Below are 21,764 nucleotides of genomic sequence, written 5' to 3'. Positions count from 1 at the left end.
GTGATTATTTAAATCACTTGGATTTTTATTTTGCCTAGCGGTGTTTATCAAATTAATATAGACTGTTACTTATATAAATTTTTGGAGGTAGCCCATGCAAAAAGAAACAGGCAAGAGTAAATTTAAAATGCCACACATCTATGTAATTTTGTTTTTATTTGGCCTTGTTGCAGCAATATCTACATATCTAATTCCAGCGGGTGAATTTGACCGAGTAGAAATAGAAGGTGGACGAACAGCGGTAGACCCTGAATCATTTAGATATACTGAAGCGACACCAACGAGTCTAATTGACTTTGTGACAGCTATTCCAAGAGGTTTAATTGATGCTGGAGAGGTTGTTTTCTTCACCTTAATTATTGGTGGAATGTTTATGGTGCTACGTGAAAGTGGAATTATCGAAATCGCAGTGGATAAACTAGCCAGAAAATTTTCTAAAAGAAGTATTTTAATTATTCCAGTTTTAGTTACGGTTTTTGCATCTATTGCAACCTTAATTGGTACAGCAGAATTATCTTTAGTATACATACCAGTAATTATTCCACTGATTATTGCGCTCGGCTATGACTCTATGACGGCTGCAGCTATTGCCTTATGTGGCACAGTGGTCGGTTATACAGTGGGCGTTTTAAATCCAGTTAATACTGGTTTAGCACAGACCATATCTGAAATTCCTACTTTCTCAGGTTTAGGATTTAGATTAGTTCTGTTTGTAATTGTTTTAATCGTAGCGAGTCTATTCGTTATGAGATATGCCAAAAAAGTGCAGCAGAATCCAGAAGCAAGTTTAGTTTATGAAGAAGACAGTGAAAAGCGTGAGACTTATAGCTCAATTGCTGATCATGAACCATTAAAAGCGAATGGACGTCAGTTAGCAGGCGCAGTTGTAATTGTGTTGTTCTTCCTTGTTTTAATTTGGGGTGTTACGACTCAAGGTTGGTTTATGATTGAGATGGCTGGGCTCTTTATCATCATGGGAATTACTGTTGGACTTGTAGCAGGGATGAACCTAACAACGATTAGTGAGGCATTTACTAAAGGATTTAGAGATGTCTTGATGGGTGCGATCATAGTTGGTTTAGCCCGTTCAATTGCTGTAATTTTAGAAGATGGTCAAGTGATGGACACTATTGTTAACGGCCTTGGCTCAGTTGTTGGTGGCTTACCACCAGTCTTTGCAGCGGCAGGTATGTATTTTGTGCAGTTAATTATTAACTTCATTATTCCATCAGGTTCAGGCCAAGCCTTGGTGACCATGCCGATTATGGCACCATTGTCAGATATGCTTGGAGTGACCAGACAAACAGCAGTGCTTGCTTTCCAATTAGGTGATGGCTTTGCACATATTTTATATCCGACCAGTGGTTATTTTATGGCAGCATTAGCGATTGCCGGTGTAGAGTGGCATAAGTGGATTAAGTTTTTCCTACCGCTCTTTTTAATATTGATGGGTATTTCACTCGTGGCCTTAATCGTTGCTCAATCAATTGGTTGGTCATAGCCAGCAAAATCACAATCTTGTGTAATAACTTTAATCAGATTGATATAGTATTTATTTCTCGGCTGAAAAGTCTATTAAACATATGAAAAAAGGTGTCGAATAGACTTAATCATCGTAGCTATATAGAAAGGACTCGCATTCTATGCGAGTCCTTTCTTTTTTAAGCTTTAAAATTTTTAAGGGCAGATTTAATATCTTCATTTCCAGAAATGACTTGTACTTCTTTACCACGATGATCCTCATTATCTAGAAGTTCATATATAACACTCGCTATATCTTCGCGTGGCACATCTCCAATTTTATCGAAGTATAAACCAAGTTCTACTTGTTTAGTGCCTGGCTCGTTTGTAAGTCGACCAGGGTGAACGATGGAATAGGTGAGTGAGGAGCGTTTTAGATGTTCATCGGCGTGGTGTTTGGCAATAGTATACGGCTTAATTTTTTGAGCATCTGGTGTGTCGAAAGCTTCTCTTCTTGAGTCAAAGGTTGAAACCATAACAAAGTGATTAACTCCAGCATTCTCACTTGCATCGATTGTTTTAACTGCGCCATCTAAATCGACGATAATCGTCTGATCTGCGCCAGTACTACCACCGGAACCGACAGAAAATACAACTTGCTCAAAGCCTTTTAGTTTGTCACTAAGTTCATCAATTGAGTCGTTTGCAACATCAATAAGGAGAGTGTCGATACCTCTGTTTTCTAGGTCTTTAACTTGTTCTTCTTTTCTTACACCAGCTGTAAATTTTTGGCCAGCTTCTTGTAATTGATTCACAAGATGACGTCCCACGCCACCGTTGGCACCAATAACTAATATACTCATCTCTTATCCAACTCCTTTTTAGTTTATATATCTATCTTAACTAAAGATGCGCTTTAATATCTTCAATTTTGCTTGGTTAAAAGGTAGGTAACGGATGGGTATGTCTATCTTACTAGTATTTTTTAAGATGCTTTTACTATGACTGAAAGTGTTGAAAGATGCTTTACCATGGTAGTTGCCCATACCGCTAGCACCCACGCCACCAAATGGTAGAGAGCTAGAAGTTAAGTGCATCAAACAATCATTGATACATCCTCCACCAAACGACAGCTTCTCTAATAAATAATTTGCTGTTGCTTGATTTTCTGTGAAGATATAGGTAGCCAATGGTTTAGCGAGCTGTCTTTGTTTTACAATGAGATCGTCTAAGGATTGATATGAAATTATAGGAAGGACAGGACCGAAGATTTCTTCATCCATAGCTGGTGAAGAAAAGTCGGAATCGACGAGTAAAGCAGGTGCAATCTTACGAGCTGCTTTATTGATTTCTCCTCCAAATAATCCTGGTTCATCAAGTAATTTAGAAAGACGCTCAAAATGTTTGTCGTTAATAATCTTAGGATAATCATCTTTATTTTCAGCATGACTATAGTTAAGTTTTATCTCATCTTTTAGTTTTTCAACCAACTGTGATTTTACTGATTCATGAACTAGAATATGATCGGGTGCAACACAAGTTTGACCGGCATTGATATACTTAGCCCAAACTAAGCGTCGGGCTGCTATTTCTAAGTTTGCTGTCTCATCAACTATGGCAGGACTTTTACCGCCAAGTTCTAGAGTAACTGGTGTTAAATTAGAGCTCGCAATACTCATAATCTCCTTGCCTACATTGGTGGAGCCTGTAAAGAAGATGTAATCATAGTTTTGATAATTAACCTCATCATGAGGTGTTTGACTTGGTAAGCAGTGAACATATTCTTCAACAAAAGTGTAATTTAATATCTTTTCTAATATGGCTGAACAATGCGGACTAGTTTCTGAAGGCTTAACGACAACACAATTTCCAGCAGCAATGGCACCAATTAGAGGTGTAATTGTTAAGTTAATGGGATAGTTCCAAGGAGACAAAATTAAAGTCACCCCATATGGTTCCTGGTAAATATAACTTTTAGCTGGCATGGTCATGAGTCCTGATTTTACTTTTTTAGGTGCAGCCCAAGTTTTCAAATGCTTAATTGCTTCGTTAAGTTCTTGGTAAACCACACTAAGCTCTGTCATGTAAGCTTCCATTTTAGACTTTCCTAGATCTTTATAAAGTGCATCAAGAATAATTTTCTCGTTATGTTTCAAGCTATTTTTCAATTTGCGTAATTGTCTAATTCGAAAGTTTATTGGTCTTGTATAGTCTTTTTGGAAATATGATCTTTGATTTTCAACGACTAATCTGACAGACATCGATAAAACCCCTTTCTTTTGGGTATAGGTATTTATAGACAGTGTAACTGATAACAAATGTATTAGAAATTGAAAAGGAGCGCCTTTTTATGATTGAATTTAAAAACGTGACCAAACGCTACGGCGATAAGCTTGCTGTTGATAATGTGAGCTTTAGGATAAATGAAGGTGAGATTTTCGTCCTGATTGGTCCTTCAGGTAGTGGCAAAACAACAACTTTAAAAATGATTAATAGACTCATTCCGCTATCAGAAGGATACATATATTTTAAAGAAGAACCTATCAGTAATTATGAAGTGTATGAAATGAGACGTGATATGGGTTATGTGCTTCAACAAATTGCACTCTTTCCGCATATGACAATCTCAGAAAATATTGCCCAAGTGCCTCAGATGGAAAACTGGTCTGATGAAGATATAAACAAGCGGATTGATGAACTTCTGGAGATGGTTGGCTTAGATCCAGAGACTTACAAAGACAGAAAACCATCAGAATTGTCTGGTGGACAACAACAACGTATAGGTGTACTGAGAGCCTTAGCAGCAGATCCACCTGTAATATTAATGGATGAACCCTTTAGTGCCTTAGATCCTATCACTAGAGAAAACTTTCAAAATGATCTTCTAGAACTACAGAATAAGATTAATAAAACAATTGTCTTTGTTACGCATGATATTGCTGAAGCGATGAAGCTGGCAGACAGATTATGCTTATTTAACGAGGGACAGGTTGAACAAATTGGTTTGCCAGAAGAGTTCATTGAGTCCCCAGCTAGTTCGTTTGTTGAGCAGTTTATCGGCAAGGTTAATCAAGATTTAAACCTTACAGCTGGTGAGTTAGTGGCAGAATTAAGTGTTGCAGAAACAGAGAGTGAATATCCTGTTGTCAAAGAACAGGCGGATATAACTGAGATTTTTAGGCTTTTATCTAATAATGAAGCGGTTTTAGTAGAAACAGAAAGTGGTCCAAAGAAATTATCGAGAAGCCAGGTATTTGGCTACTTAGCTGACAAGCGTGGTGTGACATCATGAATAGTTTTATTGAAACTTTTTCAACAAGACGTGGAGAGTTACTGCAGACTTTAATAGAACATATTCAAATTTCATTTATTTCTCTATTAATCGCAGTGATTATTGGTGTACCGCTAGGCATACTTTTAACTAAGACAGACAAGTTTGCAGAGGTCGTTATAAATATCGCTGCTGTAATGCAGACCATTCCTTCTCTGGCCTTGCTTGGACTGATGATACCGCTCTTTGGTATTGGGGAATTTCCAGCGATTATTGCACTCGTTATTTATGCGTTACTTCCTGTTCTTAGAAACACTTATACAGGAATAAAAGAAGTGGATCCATCACTGGTAGAAGCAGCGGAAGGTATTGGAATGAAGCCATTGAGACGCTTGGTTAAAGTAGAAATTCCAATTGCTATGCCCGTAATGATGGCAGGGATTAGAACAGCAATGGTTTTAATTATTGGAACAGCAACCCTTGCAGCCTTAATCGGTGCCGGAGGTTTAGGGGACTTAATCCTACTTGGTATCAATAGAAATAATACAGATTTAATTATACTTGGTGCCATACCTGCAGCACTCTTAGCGATACTGTTTGATATTGGTTTAAGACTCATACAAAATATGTCTTATCGTAGAGCGGTCATCACAGTTGTATCGATGTTTGTTGTTATTTTAGCAATCGCTCTCGCACCGCTTTTAACTAATAGGGGTGGAGAAATTACTATAGCGGGGAAATTAGGTTCAGAACCAGCGATTATCACGAATATGTATAAAATTTTGATTGAAGAAGAGACAGACTATACGGTAAAAGTAGAAGATGGTCTAGGTCAGACATCATTTCTATTTAATGCCTTAAAGTCCGATGAAATTGATGGTTATTTAGAATTTACTGGAACAGTGTTAGGTGAACTGGTTAAAGAGCCAGCAGAATCCAATAAAGAAAGTGAAGTTTATGATCAAGCAGTTGACGCTTTAGAGTCAGGACTAGATATGACCATGCTAGAGCCGATGAAATTTAACAATACTTATACGCTCGCTGTTAAGAAAGACTTTGCTGAGGAAAACAACTTAGAAACGATTGAAGATTTAAAGAGTGTTGAAGATGAAATAAGACCTGGATTCACTATGGAATTTAATGATAGACAAGAAGATGGCTATCCTGCTGTAAGTGAAGCATATGGTTTAAACTTTAGCGATGTAGTGACTATGGAACCTCAGCTTCGTTACCAAGCCATTGAAAGTGGAGAAATAAATTTAGTTGATGCATACGCAACTGATGCAGAATTAAGACAATTTGATATGGTGATACTTGAAGATACAAAAAGAGTATTCCCACCTTATCAAGGCGCACCTATGTTTAAACAAGAATTTCTAGAAGAACACCCAGAAATTATTGATCCTTTAAATAAATTAAGTGGAAAAATTACAGATGAAGAAATGCAAGATATGAATTACAGAGTCACTGTAGAAGATGAGTTACCGAATGATGTTGCAAGAGAGTATTTAGAAGAAAATAACTTGATAGAATAAGATAAGGCATCCTGACGGATGCCTTATTTTAAAATTCTTCGTATTCGTTTGGATCTTGATTATCAATACGACCATCTGGACGGTCTAAGCCATCAATTTGTGTCATCTCTTCCTCTGATAATTCAAAATCAAAGATGTTGAGATTTCCTTTTTGTCTGTCGTCATTAGAAGAACGTGGTAAAGGAACGACACCATGTTGATAATGCCAACGTAAGATAATTTGTCCAATATCTTTACCTTTTGATTCAGCAAGTTGCTGAAGGTATTTATCGTCAAGCACAGTACGCGCACGTGATAAAGGACTCCATGCCTCTGTAATAATGCCATTATCATAATTATATTTACGTACTTTTTCTTGGATGAAGTGAGGGTGGCATTCAATCTGATTAACCACAGGTTTAACACCAGTTTCTTCGACTAGACGATCGATGTGTTCGGGTTCAAAATTCGATACCCCAATTGAACGTACATAACCATTCTTTTGAGCTTGAATTAAAGCTTTCCAAGCTTCAACATACTGATCTTGTTTTGGATTTGGCCAGTGTAAAAGGAAAAGATCTATATACTCTAGACCTGTTCTAAATAAAGATTCTTCAATAGATTCAATAGCGGTGTCATAATCATATAAGCCGCCTCTTAGTTTAGAAGTTACAAAAATTTCTTCACGGTCAACATCACTTTCTCTTATTGCTTGACCAACAGCACCTTCATTTCTATAACGAATCGCACTGTCTAAATGCCGATAACCGTTTTTAATCGCGTTTTCAATTTCCATGCTACCTCGTCTACCGTTTAAAAAGACTGTACCGAAACCTATAGCTGGAATTTTGTAACCATCATGCATTTCAATTTCAGGAATATTTGACATAAAATCACCTTTCCTTATATGTTTACACACTAATTATCTTATTAATAATGGCTCGTGTCAGTTTTTTTGCTTTATTTCATCAACTGTTTTAGCATGGATATTTCATATTTTAGTCTCTTACCAATAATGGTATCTTTGACTTTTTTACGTTCGACTTCTTCATCGACAATTCTTCTAACAGATAAAACATCAGCCTCGTTCTCCAAAACATTGACCTTTGAATTGAATTCTTGGTGTGCAACTAACTGCATGCCATAAGAATTATATAAAAGAGTATAACCCGCGATACCAGTTGTAGATTGATAAGCTTTAGAGAAACCACCGTCGATAACAATCAACTTGCCATCTGCTTTGATCGGATTTTCTCCTTCTTTCTCTTTAACAGGAGTATGGCCATTAATAATATGTCCACTGTCTGGATCTAACCCAAATTCTGTTAAGAACTTTTCTGCAATTTCTGCTTTTTCTCTTAAAGAGTAATATGGATTTTTTTCTTCTTTATGAGTTTTTTTATCACTGATAAAATATCTTTCAAAAGTCGTCATAGCACGCTTACCGAATAAAGATGATTTTTTACCAGTCCATAAGTACCACACTAAGTCAGTGGCTAAATCATCTGTTTGGTCTAGATGGGCATAGGAACGACGTAGATATGATTCGAATTGGTCTAAAAGCTCACGACCATAGTACATTGTGCCATCGATTTCCATACCTTCCATTTGGCAATCTTCAGTTACTGGAATACAGCCATGAATCAAAAGATTGCCGTTATAACGTAGGTATAGATTCCCTTTCTTCATCATGAAATCCATATGACGTTTTAACTTTTCAGATTGTTGGATAGAAATTAAAAGTGTATTCATGACGTCTTCTTCTTCTGCAGTCAGTGCAGTTGGGTCTTTAGGGTCTATCGTGTTAAAACAAGTGTTTTCTAATTGATAAACTTCGCCATTAATGTCGTATTCAAGTGTATCGTAATTAATATTTTCTAAGACAAGACGGTCATCCATTTCAAAGTTTGGACGTCTTTTAATAATGGGTGCTTCTAGTTTAAATTGAATAATTGAAATGGCCTGCTGAACCTTGGTCATCTGTAACTGTTCTTCATCACTTAAACTCTTACCTGTTGTTTTTTTAGGTCTAAAGGCAAGATTATCATCATAATACTTATCGGCTAAGTTAAATAGGGGACGTAAGTTTATACCATAAGCATCTTCAATAATATCTAGGTTATTGTAACGCGCACAAATACGAATAATATTAGCGAGACATACTTTAGAACCTGCATAAGCACCGATCCATAACACATCATGATTACCCCATTGTATATCTACAGAGTGATAGTTAATTAAAGTATCCATAATCTTGTCAGGTTCTGGACCACGATCATAAATATCACCAACAACGTGTAAATGATCAACTACCAATCTTTGGATTGTAAAGCTCAGACCGATGATGAGTTTATTAGCCTGACCAAGATCGATAATCTCACTTAAAATATTGTCATAGTAACGCTTCTTATTATCATGCTCATCTTTTTTATAAAGAAGTTCTTCAATGATATAAGCAAATTGTGGTGGTAGAGCTTTACGTAATTTAGAGCGCGAATATTTAGAAGAAGAATGAGCCACCAGCTCAATAAGCTGTTCAACTTTAAGTTTGTACCATTCATTCAGAGCATTTTTATCTGTTAAGTTCTGTCTGATTAAACTTAGTTTTTCTTCAGGGTAATAGACTACAGCAGCAAGTTCACTTAGCTCTTTATCTGTCAGTTGATCTTTGAATAATTCTTCAATTTTAACTTTGACATTACCTGAACCGTTTCTTAATACATGTTGAAATGATTGAAATTCACCATGTAAATCGCTGACGAAGTGCTCAGTTCCTTTAGGCAATTCCAAAATGGAAGAAAGATTGATGATTTCTGAAGCAATCTCTTCTTCTGACTCGTATCTTTCTCTTAGTAATTTAAAATATCCAGCCTTATAATCTGGGCTGTTAATGTCTGACTTAGTCATTTAAGAACACTCCTATTGTCTTAACTAATTTCAATAAGTCTATTATATCCTTAAGCGTCCTAATGATAAATGAAAATAGAGATGGGATAAAACTATTTCTCTAATAAATAAGCCGGACGTTATCTTTTCAGGAGCATCGCGTGAGCCTGTAGTCTCACGCAGATGCTATTCCCTTTGAAGTATAACGTCCGGCTTTTATAATTTATTCGATTATTTTTCTAAACTCTTAGAGCTCTAGTCCCAGCTCTATAACTGATACTATCTATTAATTTGAACTACTGTACCAATGACTAGTCATTTGCTTCTTTTTTCTTAGTAACATAGCTCAGTAAATCTAACATGATTCTTGCTGCTGTTTGACCTGTCATACCTGTTGGGTCATATTGTGGTGCAACTTCAACAAGATCGAAGGCAACGACATCTCCATGATTAGCAATTGCTTTGAGTAATTCATTCACTTCGTCATAGTATAAGCCGCCTGGTGAAGGTGTACCTGTACCTGGAGCGATTGATGGGTCAATACCATCAATATCGATCGTAATGTAGTATTTTTCATCTTTAGGAAGTAAGTCGAGTAAACCTTCAATTCCTTTTTCTCTCATTTTTTGTGGAGATAGGATAGTCGACCCATAAGCGCGAGCTGCATCAACATCTTCTTTAAGACTACTACTGATTCCTCTAATGCCAAATTGGAATATATCTTTAACATGATCCATTTCAGACAGTCTTCTAATACAGTTCCCGTGACCGTATCTCATACCTGAACGATGGTCTGCCCAGTCTAAATGAGCGTCAATTTGAATGACATGAAACGGTCCTAAGTCTTCTAAGCCTTTGCCTACAGCTGCTGTAATGGAGTGGTCTCCACCTATAATAACCGGCATTGCTCCTTTTTCAACGATTTTTCTAACTGTTGCTTCTGTATTATCATGTGACTGCATAATGTCACCGTGAACAATGTCAACATCACCACAGTCCACAACATTCCAACGTGGTCCTAAGTAAGTAATGTCATTCTCGATGTCATAAGCACCGTCTAGACCAAAGCTATATAAGGTAGAGCCTTCTCTTACTGCTCTTGGGCCCATACGAGCACCAGATTTCCACTGCGTACCCATATCATTTGGTACACCAAGTACTGCAACATCAGCATCTAATTCATCAATATTTTGGCAGACTGGATACTTTCCAAATGTAGCGATTCCTGTAAAAGGTAGATTTAAAAATTGTTTTTCTTTTGGTTTGACCATGATAAATTCCTCCGATTAATATATATTATTTAGTTTGAACGACAACGTCCTTACTCGTAAAAGAATTGGCAGGCTCTATTGTCTTAGACACAATCCATAGTGATAGGCCTCCAAATACTAAGGCTGAAAGCATTCCTAATGATGCGGCTAGTTCTAAGTTTGAAGTCAATTGAGGCGTTTTTAGAGAAAAACGAAGATTTTAATATAAAGCTGGTAGAAGGTAATACAACTTACATCATTGATAGACTCAGGATGCACCAGTTACATTTTTGCCTAACAACTTTAGATTATTTGGATGAGGATATGGAGTCCATTCTTTTACAATCCAATAGACATTCCTTATTAATAAAAAAAGGACACAATCTAAATAAAGATCAAGCTGTGGATCTATCCACTTTGTCATCACAGAGATTAATTTATAGCGAAGGTTTGTTTAAATTGGATAGTTTTCTGAAGAATAATAACTTAAATTTTAAAAATGTTGTATCAGTGGAGACCATTGGAACTGCAGTTCGTCTAGTGAAAAAAGGGCTTGGAATAGCAGTGTTGCCAAAAATTTATGCGAGTAACTATACTGATGATGAGGTAGAAAGTTTAGATATAAAACAAGAATTAAATGGTCCAGATTTATATTTATCATACATGAAAAGCAGGCATTTAACTCTTGTTATTGAAGACTTTATGAATAGAGTAGAAGAAGAATTAAAGGAATAACGCTAGGCGTTATTCCTTTTTTCTAATACTAGCTTATAACCGCCACTACCATAGTCCATACAGCGTTTTACACGCGATACTGTAGCGCTAGATGCACCGGTTTTTTCCTGTATTTTTGAGTAAGTTTTACCCTCATCGATTAGTTTAGCTACTTGAAATCTTTGCTTCAAAGAAATCAGTTCATTGGATGTTGCAAGGTCGTCAAAGAATTTATAACAGTCTTCCTTACTCTCTAACGATAATATTCCGTCGAATAAATCATCTAGTTCCTGATCTCTCAACTTATCTATTTGCATATCATCAACTCCTCTTTTTCTAACACTTACACTTTAACATACTAAAGAGTTAAAGGGAATGGTTGTACAATTTTCTTTTCTTTGTTACCATTTAATTTATCATAATTCTTTATCTCGCTAAAGTAATGAAGGGGATGTCCATGACAAAAAACAATGAAATATTAAAACGCATGACTTTAGGAACTGAATATTTAAAGCGTTTAGATCAATCAGGTTATACCTTAGTAGACATGAACATGATCGAACCATTTTCCTTAGATGATAAAAACCATCATCCAACAAGCATCGTCTTTGAGCGCGATAGTACAATCTATGCTATTCGTAGTGATTGGACTAGAACCTTGTTGAACTTTAATAACAATTATTTCTCTGATGATAGAAAGTTTGGTTACTTCGGTCCAGTTGTGAGAGAAGAAACTTCTTTTTATCAAGCAGGAGCAGAAATTTACCATGCGAATGAAGCAGACATCATAGAATCAATTATTTCTCATATAAATTTCGTCCATGAGAATTCAAATAAAAGAATAAATACTTTTGTCATTAATAATGATCAGCTTATTGATTTATTTGTAGATCAGTATGGGTTATCTGAAGAAATTCGTCCCTTGATATACAGTAAGAATATTTCTGATCTAAGAGATGAACTAGGTGAGAATCATGACTTATATAAAATTTTAAGTGCCAGAGTGAGTACTCAATTTGAATTGATTGATGAGCTTTTTAAGTCTACCGACATTATGAAGTTAATCAATGAAATTAGAAAAGAGTTAGCCAAAGTAAACGACAATATTAAATTTATTTTAGATTTATCTTTTAGATCACCACAAAGGTATTACAACGGCTTGTATTTCCAGGCATTTTTAAATACCAATTCACCAGTTTTAAGTGGTGGTCAATATAATTCCAGTGCCTTTGGTTTGGGATTAAACATTTCTGATGGAGGTCTCTTATGATTACTGTTGCCTTATCAAAAGGACGTTTATTCGATGATTTTATTAAATATATAGAAGGTCAAGGACTTAAAAAATATAGTGAAGTTTTAAGGGGTGAGTCGAGAACCTTATTCACCCTTGTTGATGATGTTAGATTTATCTTCGCTAAAGGACCTGATGTTCCTGTCTATGTAGAACGAGGTGCAGCGGATATTGGTATTGTTGGTAGTGACATTTTAGATGAGGAAGACTTTGAATATTTAAATGTGTCTGGATTGCCTTTTGGGCGATGTCACTTCGCTTTAGCAGGACCTCCAAACATCGACCATTTCAATACTGTGGCTTCTAAATATATTAATATTGCTAGAAAATATTTTAATCAAGAACAAGAAGCAGTATCTTTAATTCATTTAAATGGTTCTGTTGAACTTGCTCCAATACTTGGTTTAGCTGATGGCATTGTGGATATTGTACAAACAGGCAATACTTTAAAAGATAATGGCTTGATTGAATATAAAAAAATCACTGAAGTTCAAGCGCGCTTAATTGCTAATAAGCAAACGTTCTATACAAAGGAAGAGGAAATTTATAAGTTCATAAGTGAAATAGGAGTGATTGCATGAAGGTTGTAGATTTTATTAATAACTTTAGAATTGAAACTTCAGCAAATAAAGAAGTCGAAAACAATGTTGCCAATATTATAGAAGATGTAAAAGAAAACAAAGACCAAGCTTTAAAAAGATATACTAAAATCTTTGATGGTTATGACTTAGATGAACTTAGGGTAGATGAAAAGGTCTTGAAAGATTCATTTGATTCTCTAAGTAGCGAAGAACAAGATGCTCTAATAACGATTAAAGAACGCATTGTAGCTTATCAAGAATCAATTAAATATCAGGATAAAAAAGACCAAGAATTCTCTTATATATACAGACCAATTGAAAGAATAGGTATATACATACCAGGTGGTACCGCACTGTATCCTTCTAGCGTTTTGATGACTGCAGTACCGGCAAGTGTCGCAGGTGTGAAAGATATCGCTGTAGTAACGCCAACTTTTATAGATAATAATATTACTTTTGCTGCTCTCTATGTCGCTGGGGTAAAAGAAGTATACCGTATTGGTGGTGCCCAAGCGATTGCCGCACTCACATATGGTACAGAAACAATTAAGCCAGTCGATAAGATTGTCGGACCAGGAAATCAATATGTTGCAGAGGCCAAAAAAAGAGTCTTTGGAGATGTTGGCATTGATATGATTGCTGGACCAAGTGAAATACTGCTTTATATAGATGAGCATGTTAACTATAGTGCAGTCGCTTACGACATTTTTGCACAAGCAGAGCATGACGTTAATGCGCGTACTTTTCTCTTATGTGAAAAAGAAGATGTAAGACAAAAGGTACAAGCTGAAATTGATAGATTAATTGATGAGCAAGAACGCCGTCAAGTTATAGAAGCATCTCTTAAAAACAATCACTGGCAGCTTGTTGATAACAGAGAAAACCTCTTAAAAGTCATTGATTATCTCGCACCAGAACATGTATCCATTCAACATCAACAACAAGAAGAGATTGCGAGGTCAATATCATACGCAGGTGCTATTTTTATTGGGAACTACTCACCAGAAGCAATCGGTGACTATGCAGCAGGACCTTCTCATGTGCTTCCGACCAACCGTACAGGAAGGTTTAGTCATGGCTTGAATGTGAATGACTTTTTAACGTCTCATGCACTGATTAATTTAAGTTCAGAAACTTATCAAGAGATTGCTGGACATGCAGAATTAATTGCTAGAAAAGAAGGACTCGGAGCCCACGGAGACTCTATAAACATTAGGAGGGAAAGTAAATGATCAGTATGGATAGAAATACATCACCTCAATCACCTCTAAGTTCTAAAGAAATATTAGCAGTTATTGAAAAAGTAAATATTGAAGAATATCCAGAAAAAGAGTTGGATATTTTTAAAGAAAGATACGCTAAAAGAAACGGCTTCAAAGTTTCACAAATAGAAGTGGCCAATGGTTCTGATGAATGGTTACAAAAAATTATAATGACCCTAGGGAAGAACGGAGTAATGTCTTTTAAGCCAGACTTTTTCATGTATCAACAATATACCAATCAAGTGGCTTATCGATTTTACTCAGTCCCGTCAAGAGATGACTTTTCCTTTGATTTCGACCGAGCTGTAGAGGCAATAAAAGATAAAAAGCCATCGGTATTTTTTGTTTCCAATCCACAAAACCCAACAGGACAACTTCTACCTTCTCATGGGATTAGACAACTATCAGACGCTATGAAATCTGTAGGAGGCTACCTTGTTATAGATGAAGCTTATGGTGAATATGCATTAGAACGTGAGCTACCAAAAGGTGACCATATCATTATAGTGAGAACTATGAGTAAGATATACGGCTTAGCTGGTTTAAGAGTTGGCATTGCTATTGCGGAAGGTGAGACCTTCCAAAGAATCAATCGAATCAATCATCCTTATCCCGTTAATAGTTTATCGCTTGCACTTGCGAGTGAAGTATTAAAGGATGAGAACCGTTTAGAACAATGGATTGCTTATCAAAAAGACTTACAAAAAGAATTAGTAGATAGTTTTGAAGCAGTGCGTAGACATGTTCGAATTAAGCCATCACACACTAACTTTGTCTTTATATATGGAGAAAAAGCACGTGATTTATATGACTTTCTCCTAAAAGAAGGATATAGAGGACGTATTTATGATGATGCAAATTTAAAGGAAGTTGCACGATTTTCAATCATCGATAAAAACCAATATCCTCAGCTAAAAACATTAATTAAAGAGTGGGGAGAAAAACATGACAGTCTTTAGTAAAAATAGAGAAACAAAAGAGACGACACTTAATATCCTTATAGATGATCAAGCTGATTTTAAGCAATCCATTATAGATACAGGGGTAGGATTTTTTGACCACATGCTAACACTTTTTAGCTTTCACTCCGAAATTTATTTAGAAGTGAAGGCAGAAGGTGACTTGCACATTGATGCCCATCACACAGTAGAAGACATTGGTATTGTTCTTGGTCAACTGCTTAGAGAACTTTATGTTTCTAAACAGTCATATACGAGATACGGCTCTATGTACTTACCGATGGATGAATCACTTGCCAGAGTAGTATTAGATCTATCTGGACGACCGCATTTAAGTTTTGAAGCGGACTTCTCGAGAGAAAAGACAGGCGATTTTGATACTGAACTCGTAGAGGAGTTTTTCAATGCAGTTGCCATGAACGCACGCATGACTTTACACATTGACCTTTTGAAAAAAGGTAATTCTCACCATGAAATTGAAGCGATTTTTAAGGCATTTGCACGCAGCTTAAAAATTGCCTTAACACCGACTTCAACAGGTGTGCCATCATCTAAAGGTGTCATTGAATAAGAGAGGAAGACAATTATGAATATAGTGCCAGCAATAGACCTAATAGATGGTCAAAATGTTCGTTTATCTCAAGGAGATTATGATAAAAAAACTCAGATGGTTAGAACACCTGAAGAAGCCTTGAAGTTTTACCAGTCTTTTGAGTCAGTTACAAGAATTCATGTCGTGGATTTAATGGGTGCCTTACATCAAGAAGTTAGAGAAGAAAATCTCATCAAAAACTTGAGAAAAATATCTAGCCTTCCTTTAGAGATAGGTGGAGGATTACGATCACTTGAAGCAATAGAAACATATCGAGATATGGGCGTAGAGTATTTTATCTTAGGGACTAGGGCAATTATAGATCTTCCTTGGTTGAAAGACACTGTTAATAAATTTCCCGGGAAAATATTTGTCGGTCTTGATGCGAAAGACAATGATATTTATGTTAACGGCTGGACAGAAAATACTGGGATTGTCATTGATGAATATTTAAAAGAAATTGAAGATTTAAATCTAGCTGGCATCATCTATACTGACATCAACAAAGATGGTATGGGACAAGGCCCAAATTTTGAAAATACAGCTAGAATCAATAAGCTCACTCGTCATAAGGTAGTTGCTAGTGGTGGAGTGAGGAATAAAGCGGATTTAGACCGCCTAGAATCATTAGGAATTGAAGAAGCGATTGTAGGAAAAGCGAGTCATACTGAAGCGTTTTGGGAGGGAATCAGATGACAGTTAAAAAGATTATTCCATGCTTAGATATAAAGGATGGGCAAGTAGTAAAAGGTGTTAACTTTGTCAATTTAGAAAAAATTGGTCAACCCGAAACATTAGCGAAATTCTATGATCAAAATGGAGCAGATGAACTCGTCTTCTTAGATATTTCTAAAACTGAAGATGGTCACGAGTTACTCTTGGATTTAATTAAAAGTACAGCAGAAGAGATTAAGATTCCCCTGACTGTCGGTGGCGGGATACAAACGCTTGAAGATATAGAAAAGATACTTAAAGCAGGTGCTGATAAAGTAAGCATCAACTCAGCTGCTGTGTCTAATCCAGAATTTATTCAAAAAGCTGTGGAACAATTCACTTCTGAAAAAATTGTGATCGCAGTGGATATGAAATTTGATGAGAATAATAAAGACTATTATGTATATACACATGGTGGCAATAAAAAAGTAGACATTAAAGCTCTAGATTGGTTAGTGAAATGTGAAAGACTTGGCTGTGGTTCTCTGTTAATTACCAGCCTAGATCATGATGGTGTTAAAGAAGGCTTTGACCTACCATTTCTAAAAGAAGCGGCTGACACTGTCTCAATACCAATTATCGCGAGCGGTGGGGCTGGAAAAACAGAAGATTTTCTAGAGCTGTTTACAAAAACAAAGGTAGCAGCAGGACTCGCAGCTTCGATTTTTCACAGAAAAGAAGTAGATATTAAGGACTTAAAAAACACCTTATCTAAAAATGGAATTGAGGTTAGTAAATAATGGAAGCTGATTTTTCTAAAAACGGTGGACTCCTATCAGTAATATTACAAGATACTCGTACCAAACAAGTGCTTATGAATGGCTATATGAATGAAGAAGCTCTGACAAAAACAAAAGAAGATGGTGTAGTATGGTTTTACTCTCGCTCTAAAGAGAGACTTTGGAAAAAAGGAGAAACTAGTGGTCATATTCAAAAAGTAGTTTCTATGAAATTGGATTGTGATCAAGATGCTCTCTTAATTGAAGTAGACCCACATGGGCCAACTTGTCATACAGGAACACAGAGCTGTTTTGGCGATGAATACTTTAATCTATCTGTCTTAGATCAGACAGTGCAAAAAAAATTGCAAAACCCAGAGGAAGGGTCATATACCAAGTATTTAAAAGAGCAAGGTATTGATAAAATCCTTAAAAAATGTGGAGAAGAAATGACCGAAGTGGTTCTTGCAGCAAAAAATAAAGACAGAGAAAATCTGATTGATGAAAGTAGTGATTTACTGTATCACTTTTTAGTACTTTTAAATCATGAAGGATTGTCTCTTAAAGATGTTGAAAAAAATCTAGAAGAAAGACACGGAAAAAAACAAGACTACAGTATTAGAGACGACATAAAGAAATGGTAATCATCATATAAATCAAAGACAAATGACTTGGAGACCTTAAATTTAAAGCCTCCAAGTCATTTGTCTTATTTGTCTTCTTTTTTCTGAACTCTGACTAATCGATCATCTTGAGGTAAAGTTCTTTTACAAATCCTTCTTACTTCTATTTGGTTACGTGCACTAATTTCCTTTTTATATTCACCGTTTTGATTTTCAATGGTGACTATAAAGCGACTAGTTCCACACCGCATTTTATCTCTCCTTGATTTCTTTTGCATACTTCACTTGATTAATAATCATTATAAGTCCAATGATAATGATACTAAACACTTGCGAGTCTTCGGTAATAATAGAATATAAAATCATTGCGACCATTGAAATGAATAAAAGGGTCATCGTTAATTGAGTTGATCGATATAGACCTTTAGCCATAACATGTATCTCACCATCATCAGATGCTTCAAATAACTTATCTGCATAATCTTTATCGCTAGGGTTCGGTAAATTTCTTTCTGGATACAAGCTATTAATGATGCCTCCGACAAAAATTGAAAGAATAACAGTAATGGTGAAAATAATCCCTGAAGTGATGATTAACCACATAATTTCGGCATTCAAAATTTGAATAGCGAGTGCAACAAGAGACATAACAAGAGCAGTGGTAGAAGCTGCCGTCAACTGATTAAAAGTATTGTATTTAAAACGATCTAAGTCATCTTCGTTTAAGTTTTTAGCTTGTTGTTTGTTTTTCTTTAAAAGAATATTGCTTGTAAGACAAACAAAAATAATCAGTCCAACAGATAAAAGAAGTAAAAGAATACTTAACCAGAAATACAAATTGCTAAAGTCTAATGCGGTCACATTTCCGTAGAGTAGTTCAATGATTAAGAAACCCACTAAGAAACCAATCCCCAAGGCTAAGACAATTTTTAAAAAGCTTTTCATTATAATTCCTCCTCATCAAAGATAAAGATATTCTCAATCGGTTCATTAAAGATAATCGCCATTCTTTTAGCAATAAGTAAAGACGGGATGTATTGTTCTCTTTCTATGAGGCTAATTGTCTGCCTAGACACCTTTGCTAATTTAGCGAGCTCAGATTGATTTAGTCTATCTCGAGCTCTTAGTTCACGGAGTCGTGTTTTCATATTTACACCTCTCAATTATTTAGCTCATAGTAAAAGTAACATATATTTGTCTTTATGACAAATAAAGTTGTCAATTCAAACAAAAGAGAATGGTCTTGGTATATTACCGAGACCATTTCTTAGTGTTTGCTTATTGTAATCCTGCTTCAATATCTGCAATTTTTTGAGAGAGTTCTCCTTCTTTAAAGTCTTCTACTTTTTCGCCTTCGGATATATGCTTAATATTTTCAAAGCATTTTTGCCATCCGGCAAAGTCTTGAGCTAGATTTTCAGTATCAAGTGGCAATCTTTGATTTAACATCACCTTACTTTGAAACTCATCACCTTCAAGTAAGAATTCAACTTCTCCTCCAAACCACTCAAAGTGCAGTGCTTTAGGGTTTTCGTATTTATAAATCTCTAAATCCTCTTCAGTTTCTTTACCGTAATCAAAAGTAAGTACCTTTTCTCCACGTACACTTAATTCTGGAAACCATTGCTGTACACCTGTCGTTGTCGCCAACAATGGAAAGATGTTATCTGGACTTAAAGCGATATCAGTGATTAATTTCTGATATGCACTTTCATGATCCTTATGATAAGATACTTGCATTTATTTCACCTCATTTAATAAGCTAATGTATTACTTCTTAATACCCCAAATAAAGGAGATTTAACTTAGTTTTTAAGATATCTTGTGACTTCTTTTATCAGCGCAGTTTTTTTATGGTTTTCAAATTTAAAAAAATAGGCGAAAGGAATAGTCTGCCCGGAGTTTAGGTAGATAATACCTTCAGCTGCCCCATCTTTTCCATGGCTGATAATGGTTAGTAAATTTAAAGCACTAATCTTTTTATCAGTTATAGAACCGTCTAACTCACAATCGTCAGTTATATATGCGTCGACTTTTTTAGGATGACCGATATGAAGCGCTATGACAAAATCTCTAATAATTTCTCGTTTAGGAGCATTGTTACATGATAAATCACCTAGCACCGCAAAAGTTGGAACAAAAGGTAGTGGTTCAGTGTCCTTAAATTTGAGCGCTTTTTCTGTCATAGCCTCTTTTAAAATTTTTACTGCTTTAGGACCAATACCATGTATTTTAGATAAATTTTTCTCATCTAAACCTGCTAATTGCTCTAAGTGAAATATTCCTAATTGATTCAGTGCATTCGTTGCGGGCTTACCAATACTTGGAAGAGTCATGTGTTTTTTCATCTCCTAAAACCAGCTGATTTTTATGACATAAATTTGTCAAAAAGCTAGAAGTTACACAAATAGTATGACATACTTGACCACAACTATAAAAGTGAAAATGGGAGTTGTAAATATGTCTGGAAAAAATCAGACGAGAACAGAATTAGACAGCACTATGTCCAAGCGATTTATTTGGGCAGTTGCTTATGGGTCATCAATTGGTTGGGGTGCTTTCATTCTACCTGGTGACTGGTTAATTTCATCTGGAACCCTTGGTGCAACCCTTGGTATTACTATCGGTGGTATTTTAATGTTAATTATTGCGGTTGGTTATGGAGCACTGACTGCTAAATTCCCCGTTTCAGGTGGAGAATTTGCTTTTACCTATGCAGGATTCGGAAAAATTGCTGCCTTTATTGCTTCTTGGTTTTTAGTCTTAGGCTATATATGTGTCGTCGCTTTAAATGCCAGTGCCTTTAGTCTACTCTTTAAGTTTGTCTTACCTGACTTTTTAGAAGTTGGTTATCTTTATACTATTGCAGGCTGGGATGTTTATATTATGGAAGTTATCTTATCTTCTCTAATTTTAATCATTTTTGCTTGGATCAGTATGAGGGGCTCTGGTTTATCCGGTAATTTACAATTTATCTTTTGCCTCTTTATGGCTATAGTCGTTTCAGGTTTATTTATCGCTTCGTTTGTGTCAGGAGAGTTTGCATTTTCTAATGCACAACCACTATTTAACGAAGATGCTGGTGTGTGGACTTCTATTATTTTAATTGTTGCTATAGCACCGTGGATGTATGTTGGTTTTGATAATATTCCACAAGCAGCAGAAGAATTTAAATTTAGTGCAGATAAAACATTTAAATTAATCGTTTTTGGGATTCTTGCATCAATTCTAACTTATGTTGCAATGATTTTAGTGACATCTTGGATTTACCCTGACCAAAACACGATGGATGGAGCGGTTTGGGTAACTGGTTCAGTCATTAGTTCTTCTATGGGTACGATTGGTATGGCCTTTTTAGCATTTGCTATATCCTTTGGGGTCTTTACAGGATTGAATGGATTTTTCATGTCATCTTCAAGACTGATATTCGCGCTTGGAAGAGCAAGATTTGTACCAGAAGTATTTGCTAAAGTACATCCAAAAAATAAAACACCATATGTCGCAGTATTATTTGTCTTACTAGTGTGTTTAATTGCACCATGGTTAGGAAGAACGGCATTGAACTGGATTGTTGATATGTCATCAGTGGGCGTTTCAATTGCCTTTTTAGCTACAAGTGCGGTGAGCTGGAAATTCTTCTCCCGTGGTGAAAGTAAAAATATGCTCTATGTTGTTTTCGGTATACTCGGTACGATTATTTCACTGATATTCCTAGTGTTACTGTTGTATCCAGGATCTCCAGCAGCACTTACAGCACCGTCTTACTATGCACTCTTAGCGTGGACCTTGTTAGGTGTCATCTTTTTAGGATTCAAATATAAGACGATTAATGGAATGTCTAAAAAAGAATTAGATTACTTAATTTTAAATGAAACAGATAAAGATCCTATGGATAAATAATAGTAATTAGGGTAAGTGTAAATTAAA

The 21,764-nt window shown here is 35.8% G+C and carries 25 protein-coding genes; 13 read left to right on the top strand and 12 right to left on the bottom strand.

What is annotated here, in order from left to right; genetic code table 11:
- Positions 1-94: 94 nt before the first annotated feature.
- Positions 95-1,501: a YfcC family protein gene (locus tag JEOSCH030_RS00875; RefSeq protein WP_235962182.1), complete on the top strand. Its 1,407-nt coding sequence runs from the start codon at positions 95-97 to the stop codon at positions 1,499-1,501.
- A gap of 160 nt (positions 1,502-1,661) precedes the next feature.
- Here the strand turns inward: JEOSCH030_RS00875 and JEOSCH030_RS00870 are convergent, their stop codons facing one another.
- Together JEOSCH030_RS00870 and JEOSCH030_RS00865 are read right to left on the bottom strand one after the other, a co-directional pair.
- Positions 1,662-2,324 (bottom strand): NAD(P)-binding oxidoreductase, encoded by a 663-nt coding sequence (locus tag JEOSCH030_RS00870; protein WP_185124742.1) that lies wholly within the window; start codon positions 2,322-2,324, stop codon positions 1,662-1,664.
- Between the two features lie 36 nt (positions 2,325-2,360).
- Positions 2,361-3,722 (bottom strand): aldehyde dehydrogenase, encoded by a 1,362-nt coding sequence (locus JEOSCH030_RS00865; protein ID WP_185124741.1) that lies wholly within the window; start codon positions 3,720-3,722, stop codon positions 2,361-2,363.
- Between the two features lie 89 nt (positions 3,723-3,811).
- Between JEOSCH030_RS00865 and JEOSCH030_RS00860 the strand changes: the two genes are divergently transcribed.
- Complete coding sequence (locus tag JEOSCH030_RS00860) at positions 3,812-4,753, top strand: ABC transporter ATP-binding protein (RefSeq protein ID WP_185124740.1); 942 nt, start codon at positions 3,812-3,814, stop codon at positions 4,751-4,753.
- Positions 4,750-6,267, top strand: coding sequence for an ABC transporter permease/substrate-binding protein (locus tag JEOSCH030_RS00855; protein ID WP_185124739.1), 1,518 nt, complete (start codon positions 4,750-4,752; stop codon positions 6,265-6,267). Before JEOSCH030_RS00860 ends, JEOSCH030_RS00855 begins: the two co-directional genes overlap by 4 nt.
- Positions 6,268-6,295: 28 nt before the next feature.
- On the opposite strand, the gene JEOSCH030_RS00850 is transcribed toward JEOSCH030_RS00855, so the two are convergent.
- The 4 genes from JEOSCH030_RS00850 to JEOSCH030_RS00835 all read right to left on the bottom strand — a co-directional run bounded on the left by JEOSCH030_RS00850 (position 6,296) and on the right by JEOSCH030_RS00835 (position 10,572).
- The gene (locus JEOSCH030_RS00850; protein ID WP_185124738.1) at positions 6,296-7,135 is read right to left on the bottom strand and encodes an aldo/keto reductase; all 840 of its coding nucleotides are present in this window, start codon (positions 7,133-7,135) and stop codon (positions 6,296-6,298) included.
- A gap of 71 nt (positions 7,136-7,206) precedes the next feature.
- The gene (locus JEOSCH030_RS00845) at positions 7,207-9,153 is read right to left on the bottom strand and encodes a fructose-1,6-bisphosphatase (RefSeq protein WP_185124737.1); all 1,947 of its coding nucleotides are present in this window, start codon (positions 9,151-9,153) and stop codon (positions 7,207-7,209) included.
- Between the two features lie 290 nt (positions 9,154-9,443).
- The gene (gene speB / locus JEOSCH030_RS00840; RefSeq protein WP_185124736.1) at positions 9,444-10,403 is read right to left on the bottom strand and encodes an agmatinase; all 960 of its coding nucleotides are present in this window, start codon (positions 10,401-10,403) and stop codon (positions 9,444-9,446) included.
- A gap of 25 nt (positions 10,404-10,428) precedes the next feature.
- Positions 10,429-10,572, bottom strand: coding sequence for a hypothetical protein (locus JEOSCH030_RS00835; RefSeq protein WP_185124735.1), 144 nt, complete (start codon positions 10,570-10,572; stop codon positions 10,429-10,431).
- Between JEOSCH030_RS00835 and JEOSCH030_RS00830 the strand changes: the two genes are divergently transcribed.
- Complete coding sequence (locus tag JEOSCH030_RS00830) at positions 10,563-11,117, top strand: substrate-binding domain-containing protein (RefSeq protein ID WP_185124734.1); 555 nt, start codon at positions 10,563-10,565, stop codon at positions 11,115-11,117. The genes JEOSCH030_RS00835 and JEOSCH030_RS00830 overlap by 10 nt on opposite strands.
- Before the next feature lie 2 nt (positions 11,118-11,119).
- Here JEOSCH030_RS00830 and JEOSCH030_RS00825 read toward each other — a convergent pair whose 3' ends face one another.
- Positions 11,120-11,413: a YerC/YecD family TrpR-related protein gene (locus JEOSCH030_RS00825; protein WP_185124733.1), complete on the bottom strand. Its 294-nt coding sequence runs from the start codon at positions 11,411-11,413 to the stop codon at positions 11,120-11,122.
- A gap of 140 nt (positions 11,414-11,553) precedes the next feature.
- On the opposite strand from JEOSCH030_RS00825, the gene JEOSCH030_RS00820 reads away from it, so the two are divergent.
- From JEOSCH030_RS00820 to hisIE, 8 genes are read left to right on the top strand one after another with little or no spacing between them, the layout of a single operon-like run.
- A complete protein-coding gene (locus tag JEOSCH030_RS00820) occupies positions 11,554-12,366 on the top strand; it encodes an ATP phosphoribosyltransferase regulatory subunit (RefSeq protein ID WP_185124732.1) in 813 nt (270 codons plus the stop codon).
- Positions 12,363-12,968: an ATP phosphoribosyltransferase gene (gene hisG / locus JEOSCH030_RS00815; protein WP_185124731.1), complete on the top strand. Its 606-nt coding sequence runs from the start codon at positions 12,363-12,365 to the stop codon at positions 12,966-12,968. The genes JEOSCH030_RS00820 and hisG overlap by 4 nt, the downstream gene beginning before the upstream one ends.
- On the top strand, positions 12,965-14,200 hold the full coding sequence (gene hisD, locus JEOSCH030_RS00810; protein ID WP_185124730.1) for a histidinol dehydrogenase: 1,236 nt from the start codon (positions 12,965-12,967) through the stop codon (positions 14,198-14,200). The genes hisG and hisD overlap by 4 nt, the downstream gene beginning before the upstream one ends.
- Complete coding sequence (locus JEOSCH030_RS00805) at positions 14,197-15,189, top strand: pyridoxal phosphate-dependent aminotransferase (protein ID WP_185124729.1); 993 nt, start codon at positions 14,197-14,199, stop codon at positions 15,187-15,189. The genes hisD and JEOSCH030_RS00805 overlap by 4 nt, the downstream gene beginning before the upstream one ends.
- Positions 15,176-15,760, top strand: coding sequence for an imidazoleglycerol-phosphate dehydratase HisB (hisB, locus tag JEOSCH030_RS00800; protein ID WP_185124728.1), 585 nt, complete (start codon positions 15,176-15,178; stop codon positions 15,758-15,760). Before JEOSCH030_RS00805 ends, hisB begins: the two co-directional genes overlap by 14 nt.
- 15 nt (positions 15,761-15,775) lie before the next feature.
- On the top strand, positions 15,776-16,477 hold the full coding sequence (gene hisA, locus JEOSCH030_RS00795; protein WP_185124727.1) for a 1-(5-phosphoribosyl)-5-[(5-phosphoribosylamino)methylideneamino]imidazole-4-carboxamide isomerase: 702 nt from the start codon (positions 15,776-15,778) through the stop codon (positions 16,475-16,477).
- The gene (hisF, locus tag JEOSCH030_RS00790) at positions 16,474-17,235 is read left to right on the top strand and encodes an imidazole glycerol phosphate synthase subunit HisF (RefSeq protein ID WP_185124726.1); all 762 of its coding nucleotides are present in this window, start codon (positions 16,474-16,476) and stop codon (positions 17,233-17,235) included. Before hisA ends, hisF begins: the two co-directional genes overlap by 4 nt.
- A complete protein-coding gene (gene hisIE, locus JEOSCH030_RS00785) occupies positions 17,235-17,858 on the top strand; it encodes a bifunctional phosphoribosyl-AMP cyclohydrolase/phosphoribosyl-ATP diphosphatase HisIE (protein WP_185124725.1) in 624 nt (207 codons plus the stop codon). The genes hisF and hisIE overlap by 1 nt, the downstream gene beginning before the upstream one ends.
- A 65-nt stretch (positions 17,859-17,923) precedes the next feature.
- Here the strand turns inward: hisIE and JEOSCH030_RS00780 are convergent, their stop codons facing one another.
- The 5 genes from JEOSCH030_RS00780 to JEOSCH030_RS00760 form a co-directional block, all read right to left on the bottom strand.
- The gene (locus JEOSCH030_RS00780) at positions 17,924-18,088 is read right to left on the bottom strand and encodes a hypothetical protein (RefSeq protein WP_185124724.1); all 165 of its coding nucleotides are present in this window, start codon (positions 18,086-18,088) and stop codon (positions 17,924-17,926) included.
- Position 18,089: 1 nt separating this feature from the next.
- A complete protein-coding gene (locus JEOSCH030_RS00775; protein WP_185124723.1) occupies positions 18,090-18,782 on the bottom strand; it encodes a DUF3169 family protein in 693 nt (230 codons plus the stop codon).
- Positions 18,782-18,985 (bottom strand): helix-turn-helix transcriptional regulator, encoded by a 204-nt coding sequence (locus tag JEOSCH030_RS00770; RefSeq protein WP_185124722.1) that lies wholly within the window; start codon positions 18,983-18,985, stop codon positions 18,782-18,784. The genes JEOSCH030_RS00775 and JEOSCH030_RS00770 overlap by 1 nt, the downstream gene beginning before the upstream one ends.
- Positions 18,986-19,115: 130 nt before the next feature.
- Positions 19,116-19,577 carry an SRPBCC family protein gene (locus JEOSCH030_RS00765; RefSeq protein ID WP_185124721.1) on the bottom strand — a complete coding sequence of 154 codons (462 nt, stop codon included), beginning with the start codon at positions 19,575-19,577 and terminating at the stop codon, positions 19,116-19,118.
- 65 nt (positions 19,578-19,642) lie between these two features.
- Positions 19,643-20,173, bottom strand: a complete 531-nt coding sequence (locus JEOSCH030_RS00760; protein WP_185124720.1) for a helix-hairpin-helix domain-containing protein — start codon at positions 20,171-20,173, stop codon at positions 19,643-19,645.
- 124 nt (positions 20,174-20,297) lie between these two features.
- Between JEOSCH030_RS00760 and JEOSCH030_RS00755 the strand changes: the two genes are divergently transcribed.
- A complete protein-coding gene (locus JEOSCH030_RS00755; RefSeq protein ID WP_185124719.1) occupies positions 20,298-21,737 on the top strand; it encodes an APC family permease in 1,440 nt (479 codons plus the stop codon).
- Positions 21,738-21,764 lie beyond the last annotated feature (27 nt).

Source organism: Jeotgalicoccus meleagridis, from assembly GCF_903994045.1.
GTDB classification, from domain to species: domain Bacteria; phylum Bacillota; class Bacilli; order Staphylococcales; family Salinicoccaceae; genus Jeotgalicoccus; species Jeotgalicoccus meleagridis.
The sequence above is the reverse complement of the archived record's forward strand: the minus strand, read 5'-3'. Positions and strand labels throughout refer to the sequence as shown.